The following is a 26,801-nucleotide window of genomic DNA, read 5'->3' on the forward strand; positions in this document are numbered from 1 at the left end:
CGTGCTCCTCGGGCTCGCCGCTCACGCCGGTGCCTCCATCGCCAGGCGCAGGGCGGCGATGCCGCGTGAGCCGTAGGCCTTGACCGAGCCGAGGGAGATGCCGAGGGTCTCGGCGACCTGCGCCTCGGTCATGTCCGCGAAGTAGCGCAGCCCCAGGACCTCGCGCTGGCGGCGCTGGAGGCCCTTCATCGCCTTGATGAGCGAGTCGCGCTCGAGCTGGTCGTAGGCGCCCTCCTCCGCGCTGGCCATGTCCGGCATCGGCTTGGAGAGGAGCTTCAGGCCGAGGATGCGGCGGCGCAGGGCGGAGCGGGAGAGGTTGACGACGGTCTGGCGGAGGTAGGCGAGGGTCTTCTCCGGGTCGCGGACGCGCTTGCGGGCGGAGTGGACGCGGATGAAGGCCTCCTGGACGACGTCCTCGCAGGAGGCGGTGTCGTCGAGGAGGAGGGCGGCGAGACCGAGCAGCGAGCGGTAGTGGGCCCGGTAGGTCTCGGTGAGGTGGTCGACGGTGGTGCCGGCCGCCACGGTGTCCTCGGCGCCGTCACGCTGGCTGGGAATGCGGGTGGGCCGCGCTGCGGGCATGGGGGCGATCACCGGCATGCCGCCGGGCGCCGCCCCGGCCGCACGGGGCCGCAGAGCGGCGCGGGACGGCCGCAGCGCCGTGCTTCGCGCCGCCACTGGGAAGTCGAGTACCTCTGCCACGCCTGTTGGACACGCTTCCCCCCGTGGGGGTTGTACGCGTCTGCCGTCTCTTTCGCGCCCGACCGCGAAACCGGCGTCGTTCTCATGCGTCCCGCTCTTCCCCTGTTTGCCATCAGAACGGGCGTCCCCACGCCCGGACCACCGCGCCCCCAAGCGCTGTGATCGTTCACACCCCTGCGCCACCCGGAGGGTGCCGACAAAGACGCTCCCCGCGCCGCGCACGGTTGCGGGGTACAGGGAGGAAAATCTTCGGACGCCGAAGGTGCCCGATACAAGTGATCGGACGCGTCGACCGCCTCACACTTTCTGGCCTGAATCCTACAAACGTGCCCGCCCCTGGCCAGCACTTTTCCCCGTTTTTCCTGACCCTTGAGTCAGTAAGCGCTCCTGACCGGCCGGTCAGTGCCGCTCCGCCGCCACGAGTTCGGCGATCTGCGCGACGTTGAGGGCGGCGCCCTTGCGGAGGTTGTCGCCGCAGACGAAGAGTTCCAGGGCGGTCGGGTCGTCCAGGGCGCGGCGGACGCGGCCCACCCAGGTCGGGTCGGTGCCGACCACGTCGGCGGGGGTGGGGTACTCCCCCGCCTCGGGGTTGTCGAAGAGGACGACGCCGGGCGCGGTGGCGAGGATCTCGCGGGCGCCGCCGACGGTGACCGTGTCCTGGAAGCGGGCGTGGACGGTGAGGGAGTGCGTGGTGACGACGGGCACCCGTACGCAGGTCACGGCGACCGGCAGCTTCGGCAGCCCGAGGATCTTGCGGGACTCGTCCCGCACCTTCATCTCCTCCGACGACCACCCGTCCGCCCGCGGCGACCCGGCCCACGGGACGACGTTCAGCGCGACCGGCTCCGGGAACGGCCCGGTGTTGTCCCCGACCGCCCGCCGCACATCACCAGGGCTGGTGCCCAGCTCGGTGCCGGCCACCAGGGAGATCTGCTGCCGGAGCGTCTCCACCCCGGCCCGCCCGGCCCCGCTCACCGCCTGGTACGACGACACCACCAGCTCGCGCAGCCCGTAGGCGGAGTGCAGCGCGCCCAGGGCGACGATCATCGACAGGGTGGTGCAGTTCGGGTTGGCGACGATCCCGCGCGGCCGGCTGCGTACCGCGTGCGGATTGACCTCGGGGACGACCAGCGGCACGTCCGGCTCCATCCGGAAGGCCCCGGAGTTGTCCACGACGACCACGCCCCGGGCGGCGGCGACCGGCGCCCACTTGGCCGCGACCTCGTCCGGTACGTCGAACATGGCGATGTCGACCCCGTCGAAGACCTCCTCCGACAGCGCCGACACCTCGGTCTCCTGACCGCGCACGGTCAGCTTGCGGCCGGCCGAGCGCGGTGAGGCGACGAGACGGATCTCACCCCAGATGTCCGCCCGCTGGGACAGGATCTGGAGCATGACGGTGCCGACGGCCCCGGTCGCCCCCACGACCGCGAGCGTCGGACGGCGGATGCCCGTCGTCAACAGCCGGGACATCAGCGTCCGGTGCCCCCGTAGACGACGGCTTCGTCGCTGTCGGAGTCGAGCCCGAAGGCGGTGTGCACGGCGCGCACGGCCTCGTTGACGTCGTCGGCGCGGGTGACGACCGAGATACGGATCTCGGAGGTCGAGATGAGCTCGATGTTGACGCCCGCGTCGGCCAGGGCCTTGAAGAAGTCGGCCGTGACCCCGGGGTTGGTCTTCATCCCCGCGCCCACCAGCGAGATCTTCCCGATCTGGTCGTCGTAGCGCAGCGACTCGAAGCCGATGCCGGCCTTGTTCTTCTCCAGGGCGTCGATGGCCTTGCGGCCCTCCGCCTTGGGGAGCGTGAAGGAGATGTCCGTCAGCCCGGTGGACGCGGCGGACACGTTCTGCACGATCATGTCGATGTTGATCTCGGCGTCGGCGATCGTCCGGAAGATCACGGCGGCCTCGCCCGGCTTGTCCGGCACGCCCACGACCGTGACCTTGGCCTCGGAGGTGTCGTGCGCGACACCGGAGATGATGGCCTGCTCCACCGGCTTGTCCCCTTGCTGAATCTGTCGGGTCGGCTCGCTGCTGACCCAGGTGCCCTGCAGTCCGCTGAAGCTGGACCGGACGTGGATCGGGATGTTGTAGCGGCGGGCGTACTCCACACAGCGGTGGAGCAGCACCTTGGAGCCGGAGGCCGCGAGCTCCAGCATGTCCTCGAAGGCGATCCAGTCGATCTTCCGCGCCTTCGTCACCACGCGCGGGTCGGCGGTGAACACGCCGTCGACGTCGGTGTAGATCTCGCAGACCTCTGCGTCGAGCGCCGCGGCGAGGGCGACGGCGGTGGTGTCGGACCCGCCGCGCCCGAGCGTGGTGATGTCCTTCTTGTCCTGGCTGACGCCCTGGAACCCGGCGACGATGGCGATGTTGCCCTCGTCCAGCGCGGTGCGGATGCGGCCCGGCGTGACATCGATGATCCGGGCTTTGTTGTGAACGGAGTCGGTGATGACGCCTGCCTGGCTGCCGGTGAACGACTGGGCGCTGTGGCCCAGGTTTTTGATCGCCATGGCCAGCAGTGCCATGGAGATCCGCTCTCCGGCGGTCAGCAGCATGTCGAATTCCCGGCCGCTGGGCATCGGAGACACCTGCTCGGCGAGATCGATCAGCTCGTCCGTCGTGTCGCCCATCGCGGAAACGACCACGACCACCTGGTGGCCGTTCTTCTTCGCTTCCACGATCCGCTTGGCGACGCGCTTGATGCCCTCGGCATCGGCTACGGAGGAGCCTCCGTACTTCTGCACGACAAGGCCCACGTGCGCTCCTCGCTCATTCTGTCTAAGTCGGCTCAGTCTAACGAGCGCCCGATTCTCACCTCTGGGGTACCGCATGGTGAGATGTCCGGCCGCTCGCTTCGGAGGTTCCCTGCCCACTGGCACGCAAGTGATAGCTGTGAATTAAGTTTCAAGCAGTGATCTACGACTAACCTGCGATCCGTGCACGTACTCCTGGTGGAAGACGACGAGCCGGTCGCGGAGTCCCTGCGGCGCGGGCTCAGACGCTACGGCTTCGACGTCGACTGGGTCACCACCGGCGCCGCCGCCCTCGCCCACTCCGGCCCCTACGACGTCGTACTCCTCGATCTCGGCCTGCCCGACACCGACGGCCTGGACGTCTGCAAGGCGCTGCGCGAGCGCGGGAACGTGCCGATCATCGTGATCAGCGCGCGCAGCGACGAGACGGACCGGGTGGTCGGCCTGGAACTGGGCGCGGACGACTACGTCTCCAAGCCGTTCGGGGTGCGGGAGGTCATCGCCCGGATACGGGCCGTGATGCGCCGCGTCCAGCCGCGCACCCCGGACGAGGGCGGCGGCGCGGACCGGTACGGCAGCCGCCTCACCGTCGACCGCAAGGCGGCCCGGGTCCATGTGGACGGCGCGGAGGTCTCCCTCGCCCCCAAGGAGTACGACCTGCTGTCCTTCCTCACCGAGGAACCGGGCGCACTGATGTCCCGGGAACAGATCATGGAAGCGGTCTGGGACGCGAACTGGTTCGGGCCGACGAAGACGCTGGACGTGCACGTGGCGGCGCTGCGCCGGAAGTTCGCGGGCGTCATCACCATCGAGGCGGTACGGGGCGTCGGCTTCCGCCTGGAGATCGTCAAGAACCCGGAGATCGTCAAGGCCCCGGAGATCGTCAAGGCCCCGGAGATCGTCAAGGCCCCGGAGATCGTCAGGGACACAGAGTCCTCATGAACCGGCAGCTCATCCGCAGCTACATCCTGATCGTCGCGGTCGCCATCCTGCTGTTCACGGTGCCGGTGGCCTTCACGCTCACCAAGCAACTGCGGGACGACACCGAGCTGTCCGTCCTGCGCGAGGCCAACACCATGGCGCTGCTGCTGGGCAACGGCGACCGCATCTCGTGCGAGGCCCTGACCGAGGTGGCCAGGGCATACCGCGAAGAGACCCCCGGTGCCGTCCAGGTGACCCCCACCAGCAGCTGCGCCCCGGACCTGCCGAGGCCCGCCGCGGGCGCGGCCCTGACCCGGGCCGTGGCGAAGAACGACCCGACGACCGACTGGGGCTCGGACTTCATCTGGGGCAAGCACCTGACGGTCACCGTGCCCGCCCAGGGAGAGACGGCCGTACGGATCGTCTACTCGACCTCGGACATGACCACCCGGTTCTGGCAGATCTGGGGCTTCCGGGCCACGCTCGCCGTACTCGTCCTGGCCGCGGCGGCCGCGATCGGCGCGTTCGCCGCCCGCCGGATCACCGCGCCGCTGCGCGCGCTCAACTCCATGGCGAGCAGGTTCAGCGACGGCGACCTCACCGCCCGCTCCCCCGTGACGGGCCCCGAGGAGACCCAGACCCTGGCCCGCACCCTCAACGCGGCGGGCGAACGCCTGGACACCCTGATCGCCTCGCAGCGCATCTTCGTCGCGGACGCCTCCCACCAGCTGCGCACCCCGCTCACCGCGCTCCGGCTGTCGCTGGACAACATCGCGGACGGGGTGGACGACGAGTTCGTCCGGGAGGACGTGGAGCAGGCGACCGCCGAGGTGGTGCGGATGAGCCGCCTGGTCAACGGCCTGCTGGTGCTGGCGAGGGCCGAGGCGAAGGTCACGGCGGCGGAGCCGCTGCCGCTGACCGACATCGTGGCCGAACGCCTCGCGGTGTGGAGACCGGCCGCCGACGAGCGCGGAGTCACCATCGCGCTCAGGGGGGTGGGGGTCGACGACCGGCCGTCTGTGCTGGCCAGCCCCGGCCATCTGGACCAGGTGCTGGACAACGTGCTCTCGAACGCCCTGGAGGTCTCACCGGACGGCGGGACGATCACCGTCCGGACCGAGGCCGGGCCCAGGGAGGTGGTCCTGTCCGTCGCGGACGAGGGACCGGGCATGTCCGACGCGGAGAAGTCCCGCGCCTTCGACCGCTTCTGGCGCGGTCAGGGCCTGACCGGGCGCTCCGGCTCCGGGCTCGGCCTCGCCGTCGTCAAACAGCTGCTGACGGACGACGGCGGGACGGTGAGCCTGACCGACGCCCCCGGGGGCGGCCTGTGCGTACGCATCACGCTCCGGGCCGCGCCCAGGACTTCCTAGCCCTCGGGCATCGCGGACGAGTGGTGGTTCACGATCAGCCAGGTGCCGCCGCGCTTCTCGTACTCGTAGGTGTAGCGGGCCTCGACGACACGCTTCTGCTGGGTGGCCGGGTCGGTGAGGGTGAACTCGTAGACACCGGTGTCGATGGCGGAGTTGCTGTCGAGGACGTTGACGATCGTCTGGACCTTCTTGCCGACCGGCTTGTTCTCCAGGAAGTGGTGGAAGTAGTCGACGATGCCGACGCGGTCGGTGCGGACCTTGTTGGAGACGGTGGGCAGCAGAACCGCGTCCTTGGCGTAACGGTCGGCCACCTTGTCGGGGTCACCGGTCTGCAGGGCGGCGTTCCAGCCGTCGAAGAGGGCGGCGATCTGCTTCTTGGAGGGCTTCTCCGACGAACGGGACTTCTCGGGGCCGGCCGCACTGACCCCGGCCGTCACCGTGGCGGCGGTGACGAGGGCGGTGGCGGTGACGAGGGCGGCGCGTATGCGGGTCTTGCGGGTCATCGCAACTCCTGTGCGGATGGGGCCTGTTGGGAGTCCCTGTTGGGATGACTCAAGACTCGCGTTCCGCCGGTTAGCGCCCGTGCAGCCGTCGTACAGGGCACATACAAGACCCTGCCAATTCTCCTAGGCCACCTTCTTGCCCCGGTCCCGCACCAGGCTGACGCCCGCACCCAGCGACACGACGCCCATGCCCACAGCGGTCATGACGCCCTGCGAACCGTCGACCACGAAGGGGGCGACGGCCGCGACGGCGAGGTTGAAGAGGAAGAGGAACCACAGGACGGGGCGGGAGGAGAGCAGCGTCTTCATTTTCGTTCCCAAGGTCGGTAGGTCTTGCTGACGGGATAAACGATCCCGTCTCCGACCTGCGCAAACGAGGGAGCGCGCCCCCAAACCGAGGGTGTAGGCAGGTACACCATGCCCACCGAGCGCTCACCGCTTGAACGACCGACTGAAGCCGCAGGACTGGCACCCCGGTCCGGCAGCACGGGCGATCCGCGAGCAGGCCCGCCAACCGGCCGACGTACTCGAAGAGTTGTACGGACCCGGCGGGGGCTTACTTGACCTGGCCCATGCCCAGATGCTCGCCGATCTCCTCCGCCATGACCTGGCCCGCCTCGAATTCGAGGGTCTCGTCGCCCATGGCCGGCTGGTCGGTGTCGAGGCCGTCGAGTTCTTCCAGGGGCTGGTTCAGACGGACGTGGGCCAGGACCGAGTGCAGGGCCCGGAGGGTGGCGGAGGCGGTGGAGCCCCAGTTGGAGAAGTAGGAGAACTGCCACCACCACAGGGCTTCCGTGGTGCGGCCGGCCCGGTAGTGGACCATGCCGTGGCGGAGGTCGGTGATGACGTCGGCGAGGTCGTCGGAGAGCCGGGCCGGGACCCGCGCCTTGCGGGGCTCGTAGGGGTCGAAGACCTCGGAGTAGACGTCGATCGGCTCCAGCAGCCTCGCGAGGTTCTCGCGTAGTCCGTCCACGTCCGGCTCCGGACCCGGGTCGGGCTCGTAGCGCTCGTCGGGAACGATGTCCTCGTGCGCGCCGAGCCGCCCGCCGGCCAGCAGGAGCTGGGAGACCTCCAGCAGGAGGAAGGGGACCGCCGAGTCCGGTTCGTCGCCCTTGGCCACCTCCGTGACGGCTACCAGGAAACTCTCGATCTGGTCCGCGATCTGGACCGAGAAGTCGTCCGGGTTCTGGTTGGTCGCGTGCAGCGTGGCGTCAGACATCTAGGAGTCGTCTCCCCTCGAAGGCACGGCCGAGAGTCACCTCGTCCGCGTATTCCAGGTCGCCACCCACCGGGAGGCCGCTGGCCAGGCGGGTGACCTTCAGGCCCATGGGCTTGATCATGCGGGCGAGGTAGGTGGCGGTGGCCTCGCCCTCCAGGTTGGGGTCCGTGGCAAGGATCAGCTCGGTCACCGAACCGTCGGCCAACCGCGCGAGAAGTTCTCGTATACGCAGGTCGTCGGGACCGACACCCTCGATCGGGCTGATCGCTCCGCCGAGGACGTGGTAGCGGCCCCGGAACTCGCGGGTCCGTTCGATCGCCACGACGTCCTTGGGTTCCTCCACCACGCAGATCACCGTCAGATCGCGGCGCGGGTCCCGGCAGATGCCGCACAGCTCCTCCTGCGCGACGTTTCCGCAGGTCGCGCAGAAGCGGACCTTCGCCTTGACCTCCAGCAGGGCGTGCGCGAGGCGCCGTACGTCCGTCGGCTCCGCCTGGAGGATGTGGAAGGCGATCCGCTGCGCGCTCTTGGGACCGACGCCGGGCAGCCGCCCCAGTTCGTCGATGAGGTCCTGGACCACGCCTTCGTACAACGGACTGCCGTCCCTTCCTGGGTTCCTTGCGGTACGTACGCTAGTTGGCCGTGGCCGTCTTAGAAAGGCAGGCCGGGGATACCGCCGCCGAGACCCTGCGCCAGGGGGCCGAGCTTCTGCTGCTGGAGCGCCTGGGCGTTGGCGTTCGCCGCCTGTACTGCCGCCACGATCAGGTCGGCGAGCGTCTCGACCGTCTCTTCGATGGACGCAGCGTCCGGGTCGACCGCCTTGGGGTCGATCGCCAGGGCACGCAGTTCGCCGGAGCCCGTCACGGTCGCCTTCACCAGGCCGCCGCCCGCAGAGCCGTCGACCTCGGTCCGCGCGAGTTCCTCCTGCGCGTTCGCCAGGTCCTGCTGCATCTTCTGGGCCTGCTGGAGCAGCTGCTGCATGTTGGGCTGGCCACCACCGGGAATCACGAATCAGCTCCTGTCTGGCTTTTCCTGTCTACCGCTGAGCCTACGTGCTCCATGAGCCCGTCGCCCTGCCACTCTTTCGAGTGAGTCGCCTCCGTGGCCCATACCTGATCAAGGCCGCCTTTCAGGGGGAAAAGCAGCGAAAGCTTTCTCTTCGCCACCCATTGGGCGGTAGTAAAGGATCGGCACATCAGCATCAGCCGTTACGCGGAGTGACCGAGTCATTAGGGAGAGCCGGGTGGGGCAGCAGCCGGAGGACGGGCGGGGCGAGGGCGCCGCGGAGCTGCGGCCGGGCGATCTGACCGGGCGGGCGCTTCCGCTCGGGGACTGGGGCGAGCCCGCGGAGCGGCTGGACGAGCTGTACCGGTGGGTGGAGCGGGGGGCGCTGGACACGGCCGCCTGGTATCTCTCCGACCGGGTGTGGAAGCGGCGGGGGGCGCGGGCGCTGCGCGGCGGGGCGGCGGCGGGCGCGTTCGCGGGGGCGGCGCTGCCGTTGCTGGATCTCACCGGGGTGATGAGCGGGGTGGCGCCCTGGGGGTATCTGGCGCTGTTGCTGGCGGTGGCGTGTGTGGGGGTGGACCGGTTCTTCGGGGTGACCTCGGGGTGGATAAGGGACGTGGCCACGGCGCAGGCCGTGCAGCGGCGGTTGCAGGTGCTGCAGTTCGACTGGGCGGGCGAGAGCGTGCGCGAGGTGCTGGGGCCGGCGGAGGGGACGGCCGGCGAGGCCGCCGAACGGTGTCTGGGGGTGCTGCGGCGGTTCTCGGACGATGTGATGGAGCTGGTGCGGGTGGAGACCGCGGACTGGATGGTGGAGTTCCGGACCGGGTCGGCGCCGCTGGGCATCCAGACGGCGGTGGGGTCGGCGGTACGGCAGGAGGGCGGGGCCGGGGTGGGCCGGTTCCCCCTGCCCCCGGGGGCGAACGGCCGTCCCAACATGCCCCGGCAGCGCCCGCCGGAGCCTCGGTGAGCGCTAACTCGCGGGGCTTGCGCAGAGGCGGAGGCCGTCCGGGGACCAGCAGGGCAGATGGCCGTGGGTGCGGATGCTGGACTGGCCGTTGCCCCGGATCAGGTAGGTGAGGAAGTTGGACGCCAGGGAGGTGTCCGACGGGAGGCCGTAGGTGTACGCGTACTCGGTCTCGCGGTACGGGTAGTCGCTCGTGCCGTGTTCGATCGCGTCGACCGAGGGCGGGTCGCCGTCCAGGTCGAGCGGGTGCAGGCCCTTCGCCTGCCGGGCCACGTTGAGCTCGCTGTAGCCGATCGCGCCCGGCGTCGCGGCCACCGTGCTCAGCACCTGCTCGGTGGAGTCGAGTTCGCAGCGCACGACGGGCGCCGTCGGGTCGTCCTTGCGCACGCAGTCGACGGAGGAGTTCGCGATCTCGCTGCGCCGGTTCAGCACCCGCCGCTGGAACACCTGCCGGGTTCCGGAGTTCGCGTCCCGGCTGACCAGCACCACCGGCAGGTCCGGCCCGCCGAGCTGCCGCCAGTTGGTGATCCTGCCCAGGTACAGCCGTCGTACGTCCGTCGTGGAGAGGTTCGTCAGCGCCACACCGTCGTGGACGACCAGCGCGAACACCGAGAGGGCGACCCGGTTCTCCGCCAGCTCCGGCCGGCCGCTCGGCCCCGGCCCGTCGGAGAGCGCCACGACCGGCGGGGAGCCCTTCTTCGCCTTCTGGCCCTCCGTCGTCAGCTCGCGGAGTCCGGCGGTGGAGCCGTGCGCGTCGACCGTGATGTGGGCGCCCTCGCAGGAGCGTTCGTAGGCCTTGGCCGCGTCGCGGACGACCGGCGCGAACGCCGTCGAGCCGATCACGGTGAGCGATCCGGGGCGGCAGCCGATCGGCGGCTGGACGTCGTCACGGACCACGATGATCGTTGCGAGGGTCACCACGGAGAGGGTGAGCATCACGGAGATCAGCCGCGCCGCCCGGCTGAACAGCGGCGGGACGTCGTCCGGGGTGGCGCTGTGGTTGGGGTGGACCTCGCCGTCGCTCAGGCCGCCGACCAGCCGGATGCCGCGGCCGACGTCGCCGCCGGAGAGCAGCACGAGGAGCTTGAAGTGATCACCCCGGTTCAGCGGGACGCGCGGGATGCGCAGCGTGCCGCCCTCGAAGCCGAAACCCCGGTCCTCGGTGAAGTGCGGCATGAGGTGGTCGGTGTGGGCCGGCTGGGTGACCGACACCCCGCGGATGGTCCGGTCGGTGAACACGGCGGTGAGGCCGTGGCGTTCGGGGCCCGTGTAGTCGTCACGGACGATGCTCTGCGAGCCGTCGTTCTCGACGCGGAGCAGGACCAGCGTCGCGTCGGCCATGTTCGGGGTGTCCGCGAAGAGACCTATCCGGCGGTTGGCGCGGCCCGAACTGACGTCGTCGCCGATCGGGTTGTCCATCTGCACCCGGTAGCCGATCCGCTTGCGTCTGGGCACTCTGCGCTCGTACCAGACCATCACGCCCGACGCGACGATGCCGACGACGGCCGTCGCGATGGCCACCACGTTCTCCGCGCTCAGCCACTCCACTGTGGGTGCCCCCGCAACTCCCGACAGTCGCTTTTGAGTTCACCGTACGTGTGTCCTGAGCCACATCGGGGGGCCGTCGGGACTCGTCGACGGACGTTCGCCGGACGTTCACCGACGGGTGTAGGTCAGTTTCTCCCCACTGCTGGGGTTGACCCGTTGCAGCCGTCCGCCGGACAGCAGGGTGACCTCGGTGGCCTCGCCCGGACTGCACGAGGAACGCGGCTCTCCGGTCGTGACCTTGGACGGGCCGATCTCCAGCGGTCCGTCCCCTCCCGGCCGTTCGGTGAGGTCCGCGGTGAACTCGCAGCGGTATCCGGCCCCCTCGGCGACCAGCGCCAGCACCGCGTCGCCGACGGCGCCCTGCTCGATGGTCAGCCGGCGCGTGTTCTTCGCGCCGTCGACGTCGAACGTGGTCGTCCAGGTGCCGAGGAAACCGGCCGGGATCACGCCGCCGGTCGCGGAGGCGGACGGGGAGGCGGACTCCGACGCGGAACCCGCGGGGGTGGGGGCGTCGTCCGTGGCGGTCGTGCGGGTCGGCTCCGTGCCCGCCTGCGCCTTCCCGCCGTCGTCCCCGCCGCCGTTCAGGAACGCGTACACCGAACCGCCCGCCGCGAGCGCCACGACCAGGGCGATCGTCACGAGCAGCGCGGTGGTCCGGCCGCTGCGGCGGCCCGGCTCCTCTTCTTCCTCGGGTGCGCCGCGGCCGTAGGCGTCCGCGGCGGGACCACCCGCGTACGGGTTGTACGGCGGCGGCCCGCCCGGCGGCTGGTACGGGTTCCCGTACCCGGGCTGCGGATGCTGCTGGGCGCCGCCGCCGGCGCCGTAGGCCGGATGCGCCGGGGCGCCTGGCTGCGGCGGGACCGCGCCGACGCCGGCGACCATCGTGGGAAAGGCATCGGGCGGACCGGAGTGCTCGGGAGCGGCCTCATGACCGCGTCCGCCCTGCCCGGAAGCCGCACCGTGCCCGCGGCCCTCACTGTGCCCGGAAGCCGCACCGTGCCCGGGGGCCGCACCGTGCCCGCGGCCCTCACCGTGCCCGGGGTCGGCACCGTGCCCGGAAGCGGCACCGTTCCCGGAAGCGGCACCGTTCCCGGGGGCCGCACCATATCCGGCAGCCGCGCCGCGCCCGGGCGCCCCGCCCTGCCCGGGGCGGCCACCGGCAGCCGCCGCATGGCCCGGCGCCACGTCTTCGCCCCCTTCGAAACCCCGTTCCTCGTGGTCGTACACCCCGGCCGCCCCCGAAGCCCCCGCCGCCGCTCCCGGCCGTGTCTCGAACCAGCCCGACGGCCCCCCGGTCGTCGTCCCCGTCCCCTCCGGGTTCTCCACGTCCAGCAGCCGTACGGCGTGCCGGCCGAGCTGGGCGACCAGGCTGCCCGGCAGCCAGGGGTCGCGGGAGCGCCCGTCGGAGACGGTGTCGTGGGCGCCGGAGAGCTCCAGGATCCGGGGGAGGGTGGGACGGGCGGCGGGGTCCTTGCGGAGGCAGGCCCGCACCAGGTCGGCGATGCCCTCGGGGACGCCGGACAGGTCGGGCTCCTCCTCGGCGATCCGGAACATCTGCGCGTGCACCCCGCTGCCGCCGTCGAAGGGCAGCACACCGGTGGCGGCGTAGGCGAGGACCGAGCCGAGGCAGAAGACGTCGCTGGCCGGGGTGATCTGCTCGCCGCGCACCTGCTCGGGGGCCATGAAGCCGGGCGAGCCGACCATCGCGCCGGCCTGCGTCAGACCGCCGCCCTCGCCGCTGACGCTCTCCATCGCCCGCGCGACACCGAAGTCGATGACCCGGGGCCCCTCGATCGTCACCATCACGTTGGACGGCTTGAGGTCGCGGTGGACGATCCCGGCCGCGTGGATGTTGGTGAGCGCGTGCGCGAGCCCGGCGGCGAGGATGCGCACGGACCGCTCGGGCAGCGGGCCGTGGTCGTGGCCGACGACCTGCTGGAGGCTCGGCCCGGCGACATACCCGGTGGCCACCCAGGGCACGGCGGCCTCGGTGTCGGCGTCGAGGACGGGCGCGGTCCAGAAGCCGCCGACCCGCTGGGCGTTGCGTACCTCCCGCCGGAACCGGGCGCGGAACTCCTCGCGCTCGGCCAGTTCAGGGCGCACCAGCTTCACGGCGACGGTCCGTCCCCGGTCCGAACGGGCCAGGTAGACCTGCCCCATCCCGCCCGCTCCCAGCCGCGCGAGCAGCCGGTAGCTTCCTATGCGCTGCGGATCCCCCGGCCCCAGCTTCTCCATCGCAGAGCCGCCTTTCCCCCACAAGTGTGATCGTGCCGAGAATAAACCGGCCTTTCGGTGAGGCGCGTGGCGCGATGTCTACGGTTCCGTAACGGGCCCGCCGCTCCTCACCGTGCGCACGCCCGACAACCTGTCGCGGATTCCCCCCGTCCACAGAACAGGTCGCCGATGTCTTTTCCGCATCGCGGACATTTACGCTCGCCCGTATGACTCCCCAGATCGATCCCCAGGCCGGCGCCGCCGTGAAGGCCGCGGACCGCGCGCACGTCTTCCACTCGTGGTCCGCGCAGGAACTCATCGACCCGCTCGCCGTGGCCGGCGCGGAGGGCTCGTACTTCTGGGACTACGACGGCAAGCGGTATCTCGACCTCACCAGCGGGCTCGTCTACACCAACATCGGCTACCAGCACCCGAAGGTCGTCGCCGCGATCCAGGACCAGGCCGCCCGCCTGACCACCTTCGCGCCCGCCTTCGCGATCGAGGCCCGGTCGGAGGCCGCCCGGCTGATCGCCGAACGGACCCCCGGCGACCTGGACAAGATCTTCTTCACCAACGGCGGGGCGGACGCCGTCGAGCACGCGGTCCGCATGGCACGGTTGCACACCGGCCGGCCCAAGGTGCTCGCGGCCTACCGCTCCTACCACGGCGGCACCCAGCAGGCGATCAACATCACCGGCGATCCGCGCCGCTGGGCCTCCGACGGCGCCGCCGCCGGGGTCGTCCACTTCTGGGCGCCGTTCCTGTACCGCTCCCGCTTCTACGCGCGGACGCAGGAGGAGGAGTGCGCCCGCGCCCTGGAGCACCTGGAGACGACGATCGCCTTCGAGGGACCGGGGACCGTCGCCGCGATCGTCCTGGAGACCATCCCCGGCACCGCCGGGATCATGGCGCCGCCGCCCGGCTACCTCGCGGGCGTGCGCGAGATCTGCGACAAGCACGGGATCGTCTTCGTCCTCGACGAGGTGATGGCCGGTTTCGGACGGACCGGCGAGTGGTTCGCCGCCGACCTGTACGACGTCACGCCCGATCTGATGACCTTCGCCAAGGGAGTCAACAGCGGGTATGTGCCGCTGGGCGGGGTCGCCATCTCCGGCGCGATCGCGGAGACCTTCGGGAAGCGGCCCTACCCCGGCGGGCTGACGTACTCCGGGCACCCGCTGGCCTGCGCCGCCGCCGTCGCGACGATCAACACCATGGCGGAGGAGGGGATCGTCGAGAACGCGCGGCACCTGGGCGAGACCGTCGTCGAGCCGGGGCTGCGGGCCCTCGCCGAGCGGCACCCGAGCGTCGGCGAGGTACGCGGCGTCGGCATGTTCTGGGCCGTGGAGCTGGTCAGGAACCGCGAGACGCGCGAACCGCTGGTCCCCTACAACGCGGCCGGGGAGGCGAACGCCCCGATGGCCGCGTTCGGCGCCGCCGCGAAGAAGGCGGGCGTGTGGCCCTTCGTGAACATGAACCGCACCCACTTCGTGCCGCCGCTCAACGTCTCCGAGTCGGAGGTGAAGGAGGGTCTCGCGGCCCTTGACACAGCACTTTCGGTAGCCGACGAGTACACGGATTAGCGACATCGGAGGCACAGGAGCAGGACAGGTCGCGCACGCTCTTTGTGCGGGGTCTTGAAATCCTCGAACGCGTAAGGTGGCGTGCTCGTAGTTGTGTACGAGTACGCCGTTTTTTCACACCTGACGCAGCGAGGGAGACGCCCCGAACATGCCCGGCAGCAGCGGCAACGGTGCCGTGACGCGCAGCACCCTGCGGCAGCAGATCGCCGACGCGCTCCGCGACGAGGTGCTGGCGGGGCGGTTGCAACCCGGGCAGGAGTTCACGGTGAAGGAGATCGCCGAACAGTACGGCGTCTCCGCGACCCCGGTCCGCGAGGCCCTCGTCGACCTGTCCGCCCAGGGACTGCTGGAGGCCGACCAGCATCGGGGCTTCCATGTACACGAGTACACCGTCGAGGACCACCGCGGCATGATCGAGGCCCGCTCCCTGATCATCGAGGGCATGTTCCTGCGGCTGGAGAAGAGCGGCGAGCGCTACCACCGGCCGGACGACCCGCGTATCGCCGCCGCTGTCGCGGGCATCCGCCGGCGCGGGGACGAGGCCCAACGGGCCGCGGCCGCCGGTGACCTCACCATCCTCATCGGCTATGACCTGCGCTTCTGGCGCGAGTTGAGCGCCCTGTTCGGCAACCCCTACCTCGCCGACTTCCTGCACCGGCTACGCGTGCAGACCTGGGTGTGCACGGTGCAGCACCTGCGCCGCCTGACCGATCTGCGCGGCCAGCTCTGGTCCGGCCACCCCGAACTCGTCGACGCCCTCTACCACCGCGACACCGCGCGGGCCCACGAGATCCTCACCTCGTACAACACGGACTCCCTCGCCCTGGTCGAGCGACTGGCGGCGGGATGACGGAGCTGGACACGACAACGGAGAAGGACGTCATCGACCTCTCCGTGGTGGTTCCGGCGCGTGACGAGGAACTGCGGCTCGGGCCCACCCTCGACGCGCTCGTACGCCATCTCGACCTCGAAAAGACCGCCGCGCGCTGGGAGATCGTCGTCGCCGACGACGGCTCCACGGACGCCACCCGCGAACTCGTCAGCGCCCGCGACGACCCGCGCATCCGGGCCGTCGCCGCCGAGGGCCGGGGCAAGGGCCACGCCCTGCGCACCGGTATCGCCGCCACCCGGGGCCGCCGGATCCTCGTCACGGACGCCGATCTCGCCACCCCGGCCGAGGAGTTGGCGCGGCTGGAGCACGCCCTCGCGGAGGGCCACGCGGCGGCCGTGGGCTCCCGCGCCCTCCCCGGCGCGGCCCTCGGCGACCGTCAGCACCGCGCCCGCGAACTCCTCGGCAAGGCCGGCAACCTGCTCATCCGCGCCACCGCGGTCCGCGGCATCCGTGACACCCAGTGCGGTTTCAAGCTCTTCGACGGCGACAAGGCCCGCGCCGCCTTCGCCGCCTCCCGCCTGGACGGCTGGGCGATCGACGTGGAGGTCCTGCGCCACTTCCGCGAGGCGGGCTGGCCGGTGGCCGAGGTCCCGGTCCGCTGGTCGCACCGCCCCGGCTCGAAGGTCCGCCCCCTCGACTACCTGCGCTTCCTGCGCGACCTGGCCGTACTACGACGCCCGGACCTCGCCTCCGTCCTCCTCTTCCTGCTCTTCTCCCTCACCCTCTACTCCGGCCGCTTCTTCGACCCGGCCCACCGCTACCTCACCGACTCCCTCCAGGACCAGAACCAGTGGGAGTGGTTCTTCGCGGCGACGGCGGACAACATCGCCCACCTCCGCAACCCCCTCTTCACCGACCTCCAGGGCTTCCCCGACGGCGTGAACCTGATGGCCAACACGGCCATGCTGGGCCTGTCCGTCCCCCTCGCCCCGGTCACCCTGCTCTTCGGCCCGGCGGTCACCCTGAGCCTGGTGATGACCCTGGGCCTGGCCGCGACCGCCGCCGCCTGGTACTGGCTGATCGTGAAACGCCTGGTCGGCCAACGGGGCGCGGCCGCCGCCGGAGCCACCCTGGCCGCCTTCGCCCCACCCCTGGTCAGCCACGCCAACGCGCACCCCAACTTCGTGGTCCTCTTCATGATCCCGCTGATCATCGACCGCGCGCTGAGGCTGTGCACGGGCGCCCGGCCGGGGCGCGACGCCGTCCTGCTCGGCCTCATGGCGGCCTACCAGTTCTTCCTGGGCGAGGAGCCACTGCTGCTCGCCGCCATGGGCATGCTCCTCTTCGCCGTCGCCTACGCGGCCGTACGCCCGACGGTGGCCCTTTCCTCGGTACGCCCCCTGCTGCGCGGCCTGGCCGCGGCCGCCGCCGTCTGCCTCCCGATCGTCGTCTACCCGCTGGCCTGGCAGTTCTCCGGCCCCCAGAGCTACGACGGCATCGACCACGGCACGGCCCCCGGCACCGCCAACTCCCTGCGCGCACTGCTGACGTTCGCCGAACGCTCACTGATCGCGGGCGACGCCGGTGCGGTGAGGACCCTCTCCCTCAACCCCACCGAGCAGAACGCCTTCTACGGCTGGCCGCTGGCCCTGCTGGCCCTCGCGATCACCGTGCTGCTGTGGCGGCGACGACCGGTGGTCCGGGCCCTGGCGGCGACGGCGCTGGCGGCCGCCGTACTCTCCATGGGCCCGCCCGGCCCCTGGGCCCTCCTCGACGGCCTCCCCCTCTTCGAATCGGTGATCGAGAGCCGGGTGGCGATCATCTGCGCCCCGGCCCTGGGCATGCTGCTCGCCCTCGCGCTCGCCGAACTGACGGCGATCCGTAAGGGATACATCCGGTACACGGCCCTGGCCGCCGTGTCCCTCGCCCTCCTCCCCCTCCTCCCCGCGCCCCTGAAGTCCGAGCCCCGCGCCGCGACACCCGCGTTCTTCACGGACGGGACCTGGAAGTCGTACGTCCAGGGCGGAGAGACGCTGGTCCCCGTGCCGCTCGCCGAGCCGGAGAACGCGGAGGCGCTGCACTGGCAGACGGAGGCCGGCCTCGGCTTCCGGATGCCCGGCGGCTACTTCAACCGCCCCTTCGGCGACGGCGACCGCACCGGCGTCTACGGCGTCCCGCTCCGCTTCACGGCGAGCCTGCTGCGGGACATCCGGTACTCGGGGGTCGCGCAGGTGATCGACTCCGCCGCGCGGGAGGAATTCGCCGAAGACCTGGCGTACTGGCATGCGGGCGCCCTCATACTGGCCCCGCAGCCGAACGCGGACGTCCTGCGTGAGACCGTGAACAAACTGGTGGGCCGACCCGGTAGGCGGACGGACGGTGTGTGGGTATGGGACCTGCACGAGTAACGACTGGAGGAGCTCTCTTTGGCCTGTGACCTGTGGCTGGTACCGCTCGTCGACGTGTTGTGCCACACCCCCGACAACCCGTTCGCCGAGGAACTCGCGCAGTACAACAAGGTGCTGGCCGAGGCGGGACTGCCGCCGGTGCCGGTGTACCAGTACATGCCAGGCCTGTCCGGTGATGTCGCCCCGGTGGCCGGCTTCGACTACGACGCGCTGCACTTCCTGCGCCGCGCGTATCTGTTGCAGGTGTGCCAGCTCCCGGTGACGCCGGTGGACGCCCTGGGCGGCGACTACGAGCAGCTCCTGGAGATGTTCGAGACGACGGCCCAGCAGTCGCACCTGGTCTGGCACTACGACCACGCGGGCGCGTACGTCCCGGTCGACTTCCCGCATCCCCTCGCCAACGACGACCTGCTGGCCGGCGGCGGCCCGCTCGGCTCCTCCCAGTCCCTCCTCAGGGAGCTGGAGTTCGTCGCCCCGTCGATCGGCATCGACCCCACGAACCCACCGGCCCCGCCGCAACCCCCCTCCGCTCCCACGGAGTTGGAGGAACCAGCCGTCGCCGCACCCTACGACCCCTCCCCCTTCGCCCGAGAACGGCACGTCTGGCTCGGCCTGCACGCGGCGGCGACCCGCAGTCTGGCGCAGGGCTCGATGATCGTGTTCAGCTGAGGATCGAGGATCACTTGCCGAGCCTGGCCAGGCCCTTCTGGACGTCCTCCCTGTTCATCGCAGGGGTGTAGGTCAGCTCGGCGCCGAGTTCGAGGAAGAAGGGCTCACTGATCACCGGCAGGTCGGAGGAGTCCTCCAGGTCGAAGAAGATGAAGGCGGTGCGTCGGCCACCGTCCGCGGTGAAGTAGGCCGCCTCGGGCTTGATCTGCGCCATGGACTCCTCGATGACCTTCCCGAGAGTCCCGTTCCGGATCAGCTCGTTGGCCTTCTCCGTGTCCATGGACGCCTTCAGCATCATGCGCATCGCGGTCACCTTCTTCTGCTCGATGTGCACGTCTGACCATTTCAGGATATGCCCACGCAAAGGGGATCGCCCCTGGCGAGGGCACCCCCTGGATCGCCTACCTCTGGTGCGGCAACCGGATGGTCCGCACGAGAGGCATGTCCGCGTACACATCCGGGTCGACGGTCACCACATGCCGCCCGTCCGGCCAGTCGACGGTCGGCCGGGAGAGATGGACCGCATGCCCGAGCCGCCACTCCACCCCGTCACGCAGCAGCGCGCCCACGGTGGAGGCACCCGCGAAGTCCAACTCGACGATCTCCACTGCGGGCAGCGCACCGACGTGCTCCGCGAGGCCCTTGCGCATGCCGTCGGCGGCAGCCAGACAGAGCGCGGGAACGTACACGTGCCGGGTGGGCCCGTGCTCGGTGTTCGCCACGAACTGCGAGGCCAGCGAGTTCCCCGAGCCGAGCGCCAGCAGGGCCGACTCGTCGAAGACGACACCGGTCGAGCCTGCCCCGGCCCTCGCCCCGCTCACAGGCTGTCCACCGGCCGTCCGGCCTCCAGGTCCTGCCAGACCTTCTCCACCCGGTCGTGGTCCTCGTCCGTGAGGGTCACGCCGAAGTGCGTCTCGCAGTACGCCTTGGTCTCTTCGTACCGCTTGCGCAGTTCCTCCTGCGTGGGCGTGGCCCCCGCCAGCTCGGCGATCAGGTCCCGCATGGTCATCCCGCGCTCGCGGGCAAGCACCATGAGGCGGTCACGGACAGCGGGGTCGACCTTGACGGTGGTGTCAGCCATGACACAAGTATACCGCCGGTATACCGTCGTCTCCGGCCTTTCGAGCAACGCGGTCATCGCGTTCCTTTCGGTTGGGGGACCTGGCCCGCACGGACGTACGACCAGAGGTCTGTGTGCGCCTACGCGGGCGCGGGCGCGGGCTGCTGGCCCCGCATGAGGGCCCGGACCGCCGCGCCGCCCCGGCGGGCCGCGTCGCGGAACGCCTCCGCGCCGGGCTTGCGCAGTTCGAGTTCGACGGTCGTCGCGGGAGTCGGCGTCGGCGGAGCCGGACGCTTACGGCGTAGACGGTTCTCGACCAGGGCCTGCGGCGAATGAACGCGGCCGGGGAGCCCATCCGTCAGAGCGGCCCGCACCTGCATGCTGCTCGCCCCCGCGTCCCACCACGCCTCCACGAGCGGCGCGAGCCGCAATGCCTCGGCGGCGCCAAGGGTGAGCCCGGGGTGTGTACGGCCGAGCGAGCCGAGCAGCTCGGCGGCCAGCGCGGTGCGCTCGCTCACCGCTTCAGGCTCGGCAGGCGGCGGGGAGGGAGGTTCTTGTTCCCCGGTCTTTTCCCCCGAAGGGGTAGCGCCTTCGGCCGGGTCTCCCGACTCGCCGGAGGCCCGATCCTGAACTTTTTCAGGTTCACCCGCCGGGGGCTCATCCCCGTACGGAGTATCGAATACCTCATACACCGTAGAGAACTGACGCGTCTCCGGATCCTGCCGCACCACCCGCCGCAGATACCGGGATTCCTCCAGCTCATGCAGGGCGGAGGCGATCCGGGCCCGCCCCTCCTTGCGCTGCTCGGCGAGGGTTCGGATGGTGGCGCGGGCGCCGTCCGGAAGGCTGAGGAGGTACGTCAGTACGCCGACCGCGCACCAGGAGAGGCTCCGGTCGCGAAGAAGGGCGTTGGAGAAGACGGAAAAGGCGCGCTTGGGCGTCGTACGATGAATCCGCATGAGGAGCTTGGTCCTTGTGTCGAGCCCCCGGGTGTTGGCGCATCGCGGGGGCATTTCTGTTGGCCGTGACTCTACGGGTACGCAGAGCGACGAATGCAAGCTGGAACGGGGTTTACCCGGGCGGAAGTTCCCACTTTTCACCCCCGGAGTGAAGCGCGGTGCGCAGCAGAGAGCACCGTCTCCGGTGAGTCCTGGGCCGCCTTCCTCGGTAGGTACTCACCTCAGCAAAGGTAAGTACCGCTACTCACGCGGCCGTTGGCCGGGGAGCGGCATCGTGGAGGTCACACAGACGATCTCCAGGAGGCTCTCCATGAACATCCGCTCCTTCACCTCGGCCCTGCGTACCCCCGTGGCCCTCGGCTACCTGGCACTCGTGGCCGCCGTCGCCGGATGGGTCGCGGTGGACACGCTGCTCGTGACGCACGCGGACGCCAGCTTCGCCGGGGTGTGGCTCTTCTTCGTCACCGCCCCGACGTCGCTGCTGTTCGCCGCGGCGCCCGGCGCGCTCGCGTGGATCGGGGTGCCGATCGGGGCGGTGGTCCAGGCGGCCCTGCTCGGTGCCGCGTACCGAGGGCTCACCGGGACCCGCCGCCTGGGCACCAGCTAGCTTGAGGGTGAAGGTGAAGTCGCCGGAGAGCTTGCCGCTCAGGCGGACTGCCGAAACGAGATTCCCCTCCGTGATCAGTCTCTCGACCTCGGCCCGCGACAGACCGCAGCCTTCGGCGATCAGCCGCACCGGTCGGACCGGGATCCGCGCCGCGAAGCGGACCGAGACGTCGATCACCTCGCGGTCCGGGTGATCCGATCCGCCGGTGTCGAGGCGCCAGGCGCCGTCCCAGTCGAGGGCGATGCGATTACGGCGCCGCACGACCGGATCCTGGAGCAACTCGGCTGCCAGGCCAAGGTCGTTGTCATGCAGCCGCTCCAGCAGGTCAGGTCGCACGGAGCGCACATTCACCCGCTCCAGGACCGTGAGCTTCGCGGTGTCCCCGCAAGCGGTACAGAGCACGAGGAGCCAGGCGTCGATGAGCTTGTGGTTGGCGTTGACGCGGAATTTGCCGCTTGCCCGAAAGCTCTCGGACGCGCACGCGTGGCAGCGGCGGAGAACGAGTGGCAGGCAGGTGGGCACGACCGCCCAGTTATTGAGCACAGAAGTACACCGGTTCCAGTGAGAAGTCCGCAGCAAAAAGCAGCGCGGCGCACAGGTGCGACGCGCGACAGATCAGCGCTCGGGAGGTCTCACACGGTGTACAACGGCCACGTCCTTGCCTGGACAACTTGGTTCGGCAGCAAGGTAATGGCGTGCGGCGGCGCTGTTCCACTGGTTATTTGTTTGCCGTCGGCGAACCCGGTCGGATAGGAAGTTCGCATGTTGAGGGGCAGCAAGGTCGGGCTCAGGGCCCGGCACGAGGACGACATCCCGATCCTGCGGGTCGAGCTCTACAACGACGTGGTCAACGCCTCGCGGGCCGAAGGCTGGCCGTGGCGGCCGATCCCGCCCGGCTCGAAGGATCCGCGGCTCGTGGTGGACGACAAGCAGGAGGGGATCGTCCGGTTCTCCGTGGTGGAGCTGGAGGGCGACACGCTGGTCGGCTCCGCGACGCTGTGGGGCATCGACAGCCACAACCGGTGCGCGCACATCGGCCTTGGACTGCTGCCGTCCTCTCGCGGCAAGGGCTACGGCACCGACGTGGTCGCCGTGCTGTGCCACTACGGCTTCGTCGTGCGCGGCCTCCAGCGACTGCAGATCGAGACGCTGTCGGACAACGCCGCGATGCTGCGCGCAGCCGAGCGCAACGGCTTCGTCCGCGAGGGCGTGCTGCGCTCCTCGGCCTGGGTGCTGGGCGAGTTTCTCGACGAGGTGCTGCTCGGACTCCTCGCCCAGGACTGGAAGCCGTAGGCCTGCCGGATCAGACGTGCAACTTGGGCCGGTAGACAGCGACGCCGTCGACGGCGTCGCCGCTCACGACGTTCGCGTCCGGCCGCGCGAACACCCGGTATAGGTCGCGGTCATGATGCTCTCCCGGGGTGCGGTTGATCGCCTGTCGGAGATACAGACCGGCGGCCACGGCGGAACTCATCGGGCGTCAGTCCCCGGTGCCGGCTGGTCGGCCCGTGCCGCGCAGGCCCCACGCCTCGATCGTCCTCTTGTACGCCTCGGGCATCACGAGTCCCGGGATCTCGCGGTAGGAGAACAGCCCGAGTTCCCTGTGCTCGTGCGACAGCTTCGGCTTCCGCGAGCCGGCGTACGATTCCATCCGCGTCCAGTGCCGCAGGTACCTCGTGTTCGGACAGCGGTTCCCCCGAGCGCCTCATGATCTTCATGAACGTGCAGCCACCTCCCCGCCACGGATCGTAGCCACAACCACGGCGCACGAAACCGGCCCGGCAGGGCCGGAAGGCTCGCCGGCCGGAGGGCCAGGACACTTCCGGCCAGCGAGGAGGAGCGGGCGCCGCTACGCGAACACGGGCGTGCCCGCCTGGGTGAGCCTCCAGTTGGTGGCCGCGAAGTCGGACGGGTTCAGGGTGCCCTTTCCGACGACGTAGTCGATCATCAGCTGGCGGATCTCGTTGGTCGAGCTGTACGCGATGTCGGCGGCGGCGATGTGCGGGTAGCCGCTGCCGCCGTTCGCGCGGTAGTTGTTGACGGCGACGACGAAGACCTGGTCGTCCGACACGGCCGTGCCGTCGTAGGTGAGGTTCTTGATCCGGGAGCCTTCCGGCTGCGCGATGTCGATGTCGTAGCCGACGCCCGCCGCCGTGTCGTACATGTAGTCCCAGAAGCTGTTGGCGTTGGTGAGGGTGGCGGTGTCCACGGCCGTCCCCGCCGGCACCTGGTGGTAGTACTTCGCCGCGTACTCCAGATAGTCCTTCAGCTGGGCGCCCGTGAGCTTCTTGCCGTAGAGGGTGTTGTCGTAGATGTAGAGCCCGGCGATGTCCTTGATCGTCACGTTCCCGGCCGGGATGTCGGCCGTGCGGGAGAAGGGCGCGGCGACGGAGATGAGCGGCAGGGCCGCGTCCGACGTCGACAGTCCCGCCTTGACCGTCTGCATCTGGACCTCGTGGATGAAGTCCATGATGGGGACGTCCTTCCAGCAGGACTCCGCCGCCGAGAGGTCGGCCGTGCAGGTGCCGACGGCCGTGTTGACGTACTTCACGACCAGTTCGTGGTCGGCCTGGAGGAGCTTCTTGATCTCCGGGTCCTCGTCCACGGTGTTGGGGTTGAGGGTCTGGGCGGTCTTGCCGGTGACCTTCCAGCGCCCGTGCTCCAACTCGACCTCGAAGTCGAAGACGCTCAGGCGGTAGCCCCAGCAGTACGGCTCCGAGAGGAGGACCTCCTCTCCCGTCTCCTCGTTCTTCACGGTGTAGGAGGGGACCTCGACATGCGTGTGGCCGACGAGGATCGCGTCGATGCCGGGGACCTGCTCGGCGACGAGGTTCGACGCGTTCTCGACGTACGGGAGTTCGTCGCCGTACGAGGACGAACCGTCCAGGCCGGAGTGGTCCGTCAGGAAGACGACGTCACAGCCCAGCGCCCGCAGTCTCGGCACGTACTTCTTCGCCTGCTCGACCAGGCCCGGGAAGACCATCTTCCCGCTGACGTTGTCCTTGTCCCAGATCGCGATGCCCGGGTTGGTGAGGCCGAGGATGCCGATCCTGATGTCCGGGGCGCCGGGGACGCGGATCCGCTTCACGGTGTAGGGAGGGAACGCGGGGCGCAGCGTCTTCGCGTCGAGGGCGTTCGCGCCGAGCAGCGGGAAGTGGCACTGCTTCTCGAACTTCCTCAGCACCTCGATGCCGTAGTTGAACTCGTGGTTGCCGAGGGCGGCGGCGTCGTAGCGCATGTGGTTCATGGCGACGGCCATCGGGTGCCGGACGCCGTTCGTGATGGGGTCGACGCGCGCGAAGTAGTAGGCCAGGGAGGTGCCCTGGATGATGTCGCCGGCGTCCACGAGGAGGACATGCTCCTCGCCCTTGGCCTTGCGCTGCTGCTTGATGAGCGTGGCGACGCGGGCGACGCCGACGGAGTTGCCCTTGGCGTCGGAGTAGGCGGCGTCCTGGTAGTAGTCCCAGTCGAAGACGTGGCTGTGCAGGTCGGTGGTGCCCAGGATGGAGAAGGTCCAGGTACGGGGCTTGTGTTCGGGCTTGTGTCCGGGCTTGCGGCCGGGGGCCGCCTCGGCGGTGCCTGCGCCGACCGCTCCGGTGACGGCCACCGCCGCTCCGGTCACGGCCGACTTCTGCACGAACTCACGACGCTTCACGGGGGCTCCTGAGGGAGGTGGGACTGACGGCACTACCCGCGTAGATGCTTGCCGTCCGCCGCTCCCCTGCGGAACCAGGAACAGGCCATGTCCCGGTCAACAAAGCTAAATAAGGCTCTTCAGCTCGGCTTCGAAGAGCTGGTCCGGGTCGACGTCCATGCCGGAGAAGTGGCCCGCCAGTTCCAGGGAGAGGACCCCGTGCAGGCGGGTCCAGAAGGGGACGGCTCGGGCGAGGGGCGGGGTGTCCGACCCGGGTAGCGCGTCGAGCAGGGACCCCATGATCTCCTTCGCGATCCCGGTGGTGTCGTCGGGGGCGTGGTAGCCGGGGATCGGGGTGCCGTAGACGAGGAAGTAACGGTGGGGGTCGGCCAGGGCCCAGCCGCGCAGGGCGTGCGCCAGCGCCGCGAGATCGGGGCCGGGCTCGGACGCCGCACGGAAGGTGTCGGCGAGGCTGCGATACGCGTCCCTGATCAGCTCGGTGATCAGTTCGTCGCGGCTGGCGAAGTAGCGGTACAGCGCGGGGCCGCTCACCCCCATCTTCTTGGCGATCGCGTTGAGGGAGAGCGCGGACGCTCCCGCCGTGGCGATCTGCTCCCAGGCTCTTTCCTTGACCTCCGCGCGGACCTGGGCCCGGTAGCGCTCGCGGGGGGTGTTCGCAGCCTCAGCCTTCGTCATGGTTAGAGGTTATCACTGAAGTTATTGACACTCACCCCGTCATTGCGTTACAACTTCTAACGAACGCGAAAAGCACTTACACGCATACGGAGGTCGTCATGAACGCCGAAGGACTCGTCGAGGTCGTCCTGCCGGGCAAGGTCGAGCCGGAGGGGCTCCAGATCCGGCACGGGGCCGTGCCCGCGCCGGGCCCCGGGCAGGTCGTCGTGCGGATGGAGGCCACCGGGGTGTCGTTCGCCGAGCAGCAGATGCGCCGCGGGCGGTACTGGGACCAGCCGCCGTTCCCGTTCGTGCCCGGCTACGACCTGGTGGGCACCGTCCTGGCGACCGGCGAGGGCGTCGATCCCGGCCTGGCCGGCCTCCGGGTGGCCGCGCTGCTCAAGGTCGGCGGCTGGGCCAGCCATGTGGTCGTCGACGCGGCGGACGTGGTGCCGGTACCCGAGGGCGTCGACGCGGCGGAGGCGGAGACCCTGGTGCTCAACGGCATCACGGCGTGGCAGATGCTGCACCGCAAGGCACGCGTACGTGCCGGGCAGACCGTCGTCGTGTACGGCGCGAACGGCGGCGTCGGCTCGGTCCTGGTCCAGCTGGCGCGGGCGGCGGGCGCGAAGGTGATCGGTACTGCGTCCCCCCGCCACCACGACGACCTGCGCGCCCAGGGCGTCACCCCCGTCGACTACCGCGCCCAGGACGTCGCCGCCCGGATCCGCGCACTCGCCCCCGGCGGTGTGGACGCCGTCTTCGACCACGTCGGCGGGAACGGCATCGTCGACTCCTGGCGCCTCCTCGCCCCCGGCGGCACGCTCGTCTCCTACGGCAGCGCCTCCACCCGGGACGACGAGGGCTCCAGGCAGACGCCCGTGCTCAAGCTGCTCGGCCGGGTCTGGCTGTGGAACGCGCTGCCCAACCGCCGCCGCGCCTACTTCTTCAACGTCTGGGCCGGGCGGGCGCTCTCGAAGAACCGCTTCCGGTCCCGCCTCCGCACCGACCTCACCCAGGTCCTCACCGCCCTCCAGCGCGGCGAGGTCACGCCCCGCATCGCGGCCCGCCTCCCCCTCACCAGCGCCGCCGACGCCCTACGCCTGGCGGAGTCGGGGACGGTGGCGGGGAAGGTGGTGCTGAATCCGTGACGGGGTTCCCCACACGCGTGTGCC

Annotated in this window: 28 protein-coding genes and 1 pseudogene; 10 read left to right on the forward strand and 19 right to left on the reverse strand. The window is 70.3% G+C overall.

Going from position 1 to position 26,801, the window contains the following annotated elements; genetic code table 11:
* Window positions 1-21 precede the first annotated feature (21 nt).
* The 3 genes from ACFPIH_RS15040 to ACFPIH_RS15050 form a co-directional block, all read right to left on the reverse strand.
* Window positions 22-597 carry a SigE family RNA polymerase sigma factor gene (locus tag ACFPIH_RS15040; protein WP_381172133.1) on the reverse strand — a complete coding sequence of 192 codons (576 nt, stop codon included), beginning with the start codon at window positions 595-597 and terminating at the stop codon, window positions 22-24.
* A gap of 501 nt (window positions 598-1,098) precedes the next feature.
* Complete coding sequence (locus ACFPIH_RS15045) at window positions 1,099-2,172, reverse strand: aspartate-semialdehyde dehydrogenase (RefSeq protein WP_381171946.1); 1,074 nt, start codon at window positions 2,170-2,172, stop codon at window positions 1,099-1,101.
* Entirely contained in the window at window positions 2,172-3,458 is a 1,287-nt protein-coding gene (locus tag ACFPIH_RS15050; RefSeq protein WP_381171948.1) for an aspartate kinase, read from the reverse strand. Before ACFPIH_RS15050 ends, ACFPIH_RS15045 begins: the two co-directional genes overlap by 1 nt.
* 180 nt (window positions 3,459-3,638) lie before the next feature.
* Here ACFPIH_RS15050 and ACFPIH_RS15055 point away from each other — a divergent pair, with 180 nt between their 5' ends.
* Both ACFPIH_RS15055 and ACFPIH_RS15060 read left to right on the forward strand, forming a co-directional pair.
* Window positions 3,639-4,397, forward strand: a complete 759-nt coding sequence (locus tag ACFPIH_RS15055; protein ID WP_381171951.1) for a response regulator transcription factor — start codon at window positions 3,639-3,641, stop codon at window positions 4,395-4,397.
* Window positions 4,394-5,746, forward strand: coding sequence for a sensor histidine kinase (locus tag ACFPIH_RS15060; protein ID WP_381171953.1), 1,353 nt, complete (start codon window positions 4,394-4,396; stop codon window positions 5,744-5,746). Before ACFPIH_RS15055 ends, ACFPIH_RS15060 begins: the two co-directional genes overlap by 4 nt.
* Here the strand turns inward: ACFPIH_RS15060 and ACFPIH_RS15065 are convergent.
* From ACFPIH_RS15065 to ACFPIH_RS15085, 5 genes are all read right to left on the reverse strand, one after another.
* Window positions 5,743-6,249, reverse strand: coding sequence for an SgcJ/EcaC family oxidoreductase (locus ACFPIH_RS15065; RefSeq protein WP_381171956.1), 507 nt, complete (start codon window positions 6,247-6,249; stop codon window positions 5,743-5,745). The two genes, ACFPIH_RS15060 and ACFPIH_RS15065, sit on opposite strands and share 4 nt — an antisense overlap.
* A gap of 123 nt (window positions 6,250-6,372) precedes the next feature.
* Window positions 6,373-6,558, reverse strand: coding sequence for a hypothetical protein (locus ACFPIH_RS15070; protein WP_381171958.1), 186 nt, complete (start codon window positions 6,556-6,558; stop codon window positions 6,373-6,375).
* 247 nt (window positions 6,559-6,805) lie between these two features.
* Window positions 6,806-7,468, reverse strand: coding sequence for a DUF5063 domain-containing protein (locus tag ACFPIH_RS15075; RefSeq protein ID WP_381171960.1), 663 nt, complete (start codon window positions 7,466-7,468; stop codon window positions 6,806-6,808).
* Window positions 7,461-8,060, reverse strand: coding sequence for a recombination mediator RecR (gene recR, locus ACFPIH_RS15080; protein WP_381171962.1), 600 nt, complete (start codon window positions 8,058-8,060; stop codon window positions 7,461-7,463). The genes ACFPIH_RS15075 and recR overlap by 8 nt, the downstream gene beginning before the upstream one ends.
* Window positions 8,061-8,119: 59 nt before the next feature.
* Window positions 8,120-8,476, reverse strand: coding sequence for a YbaB/EbfC family nucleoid-associated protein (locus ACFPIH_RS15085; protein WP_381171964.1), 357 nt, complete (start codon window positions 8,474-8,476; stop codon window positions 8,120-8,122).
* Between the two features lie 235 nt (window positions 8,477-8,711).
* On the opposite strand from ACFPIH_RS15085, the gene ACFPIH_RS15090 reads away from it, so the two are divergent.
* Window positions 8,712-9,440 (forward strand): SLATT domain-containing protein, encoded by a 729-nt coding sequence (locus tag ACFPIH_RS15090; RefSeq protein WP_381171966.1) that lies wholly within the window; start codon window positions 8,712-8,714, stop codon window positions 9,438-9,440.
* Between the two features lie 3 nt (window positions 9,441-9,443).
* Here ACFPIH_RS15090 and ACFPIH_RS15095 read toward each other — a convergent pair whose 3' ends face one another.
* Window positions 9,444-10,985 carry a substrate-binding domain-containing protein gene (locus tag ACFPIH_RS15095; protein ID WP_381171968.1) on the reverse strand — a complete coding sequence of 514 codons (1,542 nt, stop codon included), beginning with the start codon at window positions 10,983-10,985 and terminating at the stop codon, window positions 9,444-9,446.
* A gap of 108 nt (window positions 10,986-11,093) precedes the next feature.
* Window positions 11,094-13,220, reverse strand: coding sequence for a protein kinase domain-containing protein (locus ACFPIH_RS15100; protein WP_381171970.1), 2,127 nt, complete (start codon window positions 13,218-13,220; stop codon window positions 11,094-11,096).
* A gap of 206 nt (window positions 13,221-13,426) precedes the next feature.
* On the opposite strand from ACFPIH_RS15100, the gene ACFPIH_RS15105 reads away from it, so the two are divergent.
* The 4 genes from ACFPIH_RS15105 to ACFPIH_RS15120 all read left to right on the forward strand — a co-directional run bounded on the left by ACFPIH_RS15105 (window position 13,427) and on the right by ACFPIH_RS15120 (window position 18,691).
* Window positions 13,427-14,782 (forward strand): aspartate aminotransferase family protein, encoded by a 1,356-nt coding sequence (locus ACFPIH_RS15105; protein ID WP_381171972.1) that lies wholly within the window; start codon window positions 13,427-13,429, stop codon window positions 14,780-14,782.
* A 148-nt stretch (window positions 14,783-14,930) separates the two neighbouring features.
* The gene (locus ACFPIH_RS15110; protein WP_381171974.1) at window positions 14,931-15,632 is read left to right on the forward strand and encodes a GntR family transcriptional regulator; all 702 of its coding nucleotides are present in this window, start codon (window positions 14,931-14,933) and stop codon (window positions 15,630-15,632) included.
* Complete coding sequence (locus ACFPIH_RS15115) at window positions 15,629-18,022, forward strand: dolichyl-phosphate beta-glucosyltransferase (RefSeq protein ID WP_381171976.1); 2,394 nt, start codon at window positions 15,629-15,631, stop codon at window positions 18,020-18,022. The genes ACFPIH_RS15110 and ACFPIH_RS15115 overlap by 4 nt, the downstream gene beginning before the upstream one ends.
* Before the next feature lie 18 nt (window positions 18,023-18,040).
* The gene (locus ACFPIH_RS15120) at window positions 18,041-18,691 is read left to right on the forward strand and encodes a phospholipase D-like domain-containing protein (protein WP_381171978.1); all 651 of its coding nucleotides are present in this window, start codon (window positions 18,041-18,043) and stop codon (window positions 18,689-18,691) included.
* A 10-nt stretch (window positions 18,692-18,701) separates the two neighbouring features.
* On the opposite strand, the gene ACFPIH_RS15125 is transcribed toward ACFPIH_RS15120, so the two are convergent.
* The 4 genes from ACFPIH_RS15125 to ACFPIH_RS15140 form a co-directional block, all read right to left on the reverse strand.
* The gene (locus tag ACFPIH_RS15125) at window positions 18,702-18,995 is read right to left on the reverse strand and encodes a hypothetical protein (protein WP_381172136.1); all 294 of its coding nucleotides are present in this window, start codon (window positions 18,993-18,995) and stop codon (window positions 18,702-18,704) included.
* Between the two features lie 97 nt (window positions 18,996-19,092).
* Window positions 19,093-19,512 (reverse strand): PIN domain-containing protein, encoded by a 420-nt coding sequence (locus ACFPIH_RS15130; RefSeq protein ID WP_381171981.1) that lies wholly within the window; start codon window positions 19,510-19,512, stop codon window positions 19,093-19,095.
* Entirely contained in the window at window positions 19,509-19,772 is a 264-nt protein-coding gene (locus tag ACFPIH_RS15135) for a hypothetical protein (RefSeq protein WP_232108223.1), read from the reverse strand. Before ACFPIH_RS15135 ends, ACFPIH_RS15130 begins: the two co-directional genes overlap by 4 nt.
* Window positions 19,773-19,891: 119 nt before the next feature.
* Entirely contained in the window at window positions 19,892-20,269 is a 378-nt protein-coding gene (locus ACFPIH_RS15140) for a hypothetical protein (RefSeq protein ID WP_381171983.1), read from the reverse strand.
* A gap of 751 nt (window positions 20,270-21,020) precedes the next feature.
* On the opposite strand from ACFPIH_RS15140, the gene ACFPIH_RS15145 reads away from it, so the two are divergent.
* The gene (locus tag ACFPIH_RS15145; RefSeq protein ID WP_381171985.1) at window positions 21,021-21,317 is read left to right on the forward strand and encodes an SCO4225 family membrane protein; all 297 of its coding nucleotides are present in this window, start codon (window positions 21,021-21,023) and stop codon (window positions 21,315-21,317) included.
* Here ACFPIH_RS15145 and ACFPIH_RS15150 read toward each other — a convergent pair.
* Window positions 21,318-21,860, reverse strand: a pseudogene (locus ACFPIH_RS15150) (DUF1062 domain-containing protein); the annotation flags it as partial. It lies immediately after the preceding gene.
* Between the two features lie 219 nt (window positions 21,861-22,079).
* Between ACFPIH_RS15150 and ACFPIH_RS15155 the strand changes: the two are divergent.
* Window positions 22,080-22,610: a GNAT family N-acetyltransferase gene (locus ACFPIH_RS15155; protein ID WP_381171987.1), complete on the forward strand. Its 531-nt coding sequence runs from the start codon at window positions 22,080-22,082 to the stop codon at window positions 22,608-22,610.
* A gap of 10 nt (window positions 22,611-22,620) precedes the next feature.
* On the opposite strand, the gene ACFPIH_RS15160 is transcribed toward ACFPIH_RS15155, so the two are convergent.
* From ACFPIH_RS15160 to ACFPIH_RS15175, 4 genes are all read right to left on the reverse strand, one after another.
* Complete coding sequence (locus ACFPIH_RS15160) at window positions 22,621-22,791, reverse strand: hypothetical protein (RefSeq protein ID WP_381171989.1); 171 nt, start codon at window positions 22,789-22,791, stop codon at window positions 22,621-22,623.
* A gap of 6 nt (window positions 22,792-22,797) precedes the next feature.
* A complete protein-coding gene (locus ACFPIH_RS15165; RefSeq protein WP_381171991.1) occupies window positions 22,798-22,968 on the reverse strand; it encodes an NUDIX hydrolase in 171 nt (56 codons plus the stop codon).
* A 198-nt stretch (window positions 22,969-23,166) separates the two neighbouring features.
* On the reverse strand, window positions 23,167-24,972 hold the full coding sequence (locus tag ACFPIH_RS15170; protein ID WP_381171993.1) for a bifunctional metallophosphatase/5'-nucleotidase: 1,806 nt from the start codon (window positions 24,970-24,972) through the stop codon (window positions 23,167-23,169).
* A 105-nt stretch (window positions 24,973-25,077) separates the two neighbouring features.
* A complete protein-coding gene (locus tag ACFPIH_RS15175; RefSeq protein ID WP_381171995.1) occupies window positions 25,078-25,647 on the reverse strand; it encodes a TetR/AcrR family transcriptional regulator in 570 nt (189 codons plus the stop codon).
* Between the two features lie 98 nt (window positions 25,648-25,745).
* Here ACFPIH_RS15175 and ACFPIH_RS15180 point away from each other — a divergent pair, with 98 nt between their 5' ends.
* Window positions 25,746-26,777 (forward strand): medium chain dehydrogenase/reductase family protein, encoded by a 1,032-nt coding sequence (locus ACFPIH_RS15180; RefSeq protein ID WP_381171997.1) that lies wholly within the window; start codon window positions 25,746-25,748, stop codon window positions 26,775-26,777.
* The last annotated feature ends 24 nt before the right edge of the window (window positions 26,778-26,801 follow it).

This window comes from Streptomyces vulcanius (assembly GCF_042653945.1).
Lineage (GTDB): Bacteria > Actinomycetota > Actinomycetes > Streptomycetales > Streptomycetaceae > Streptomyces > Streptomyces mangrovi.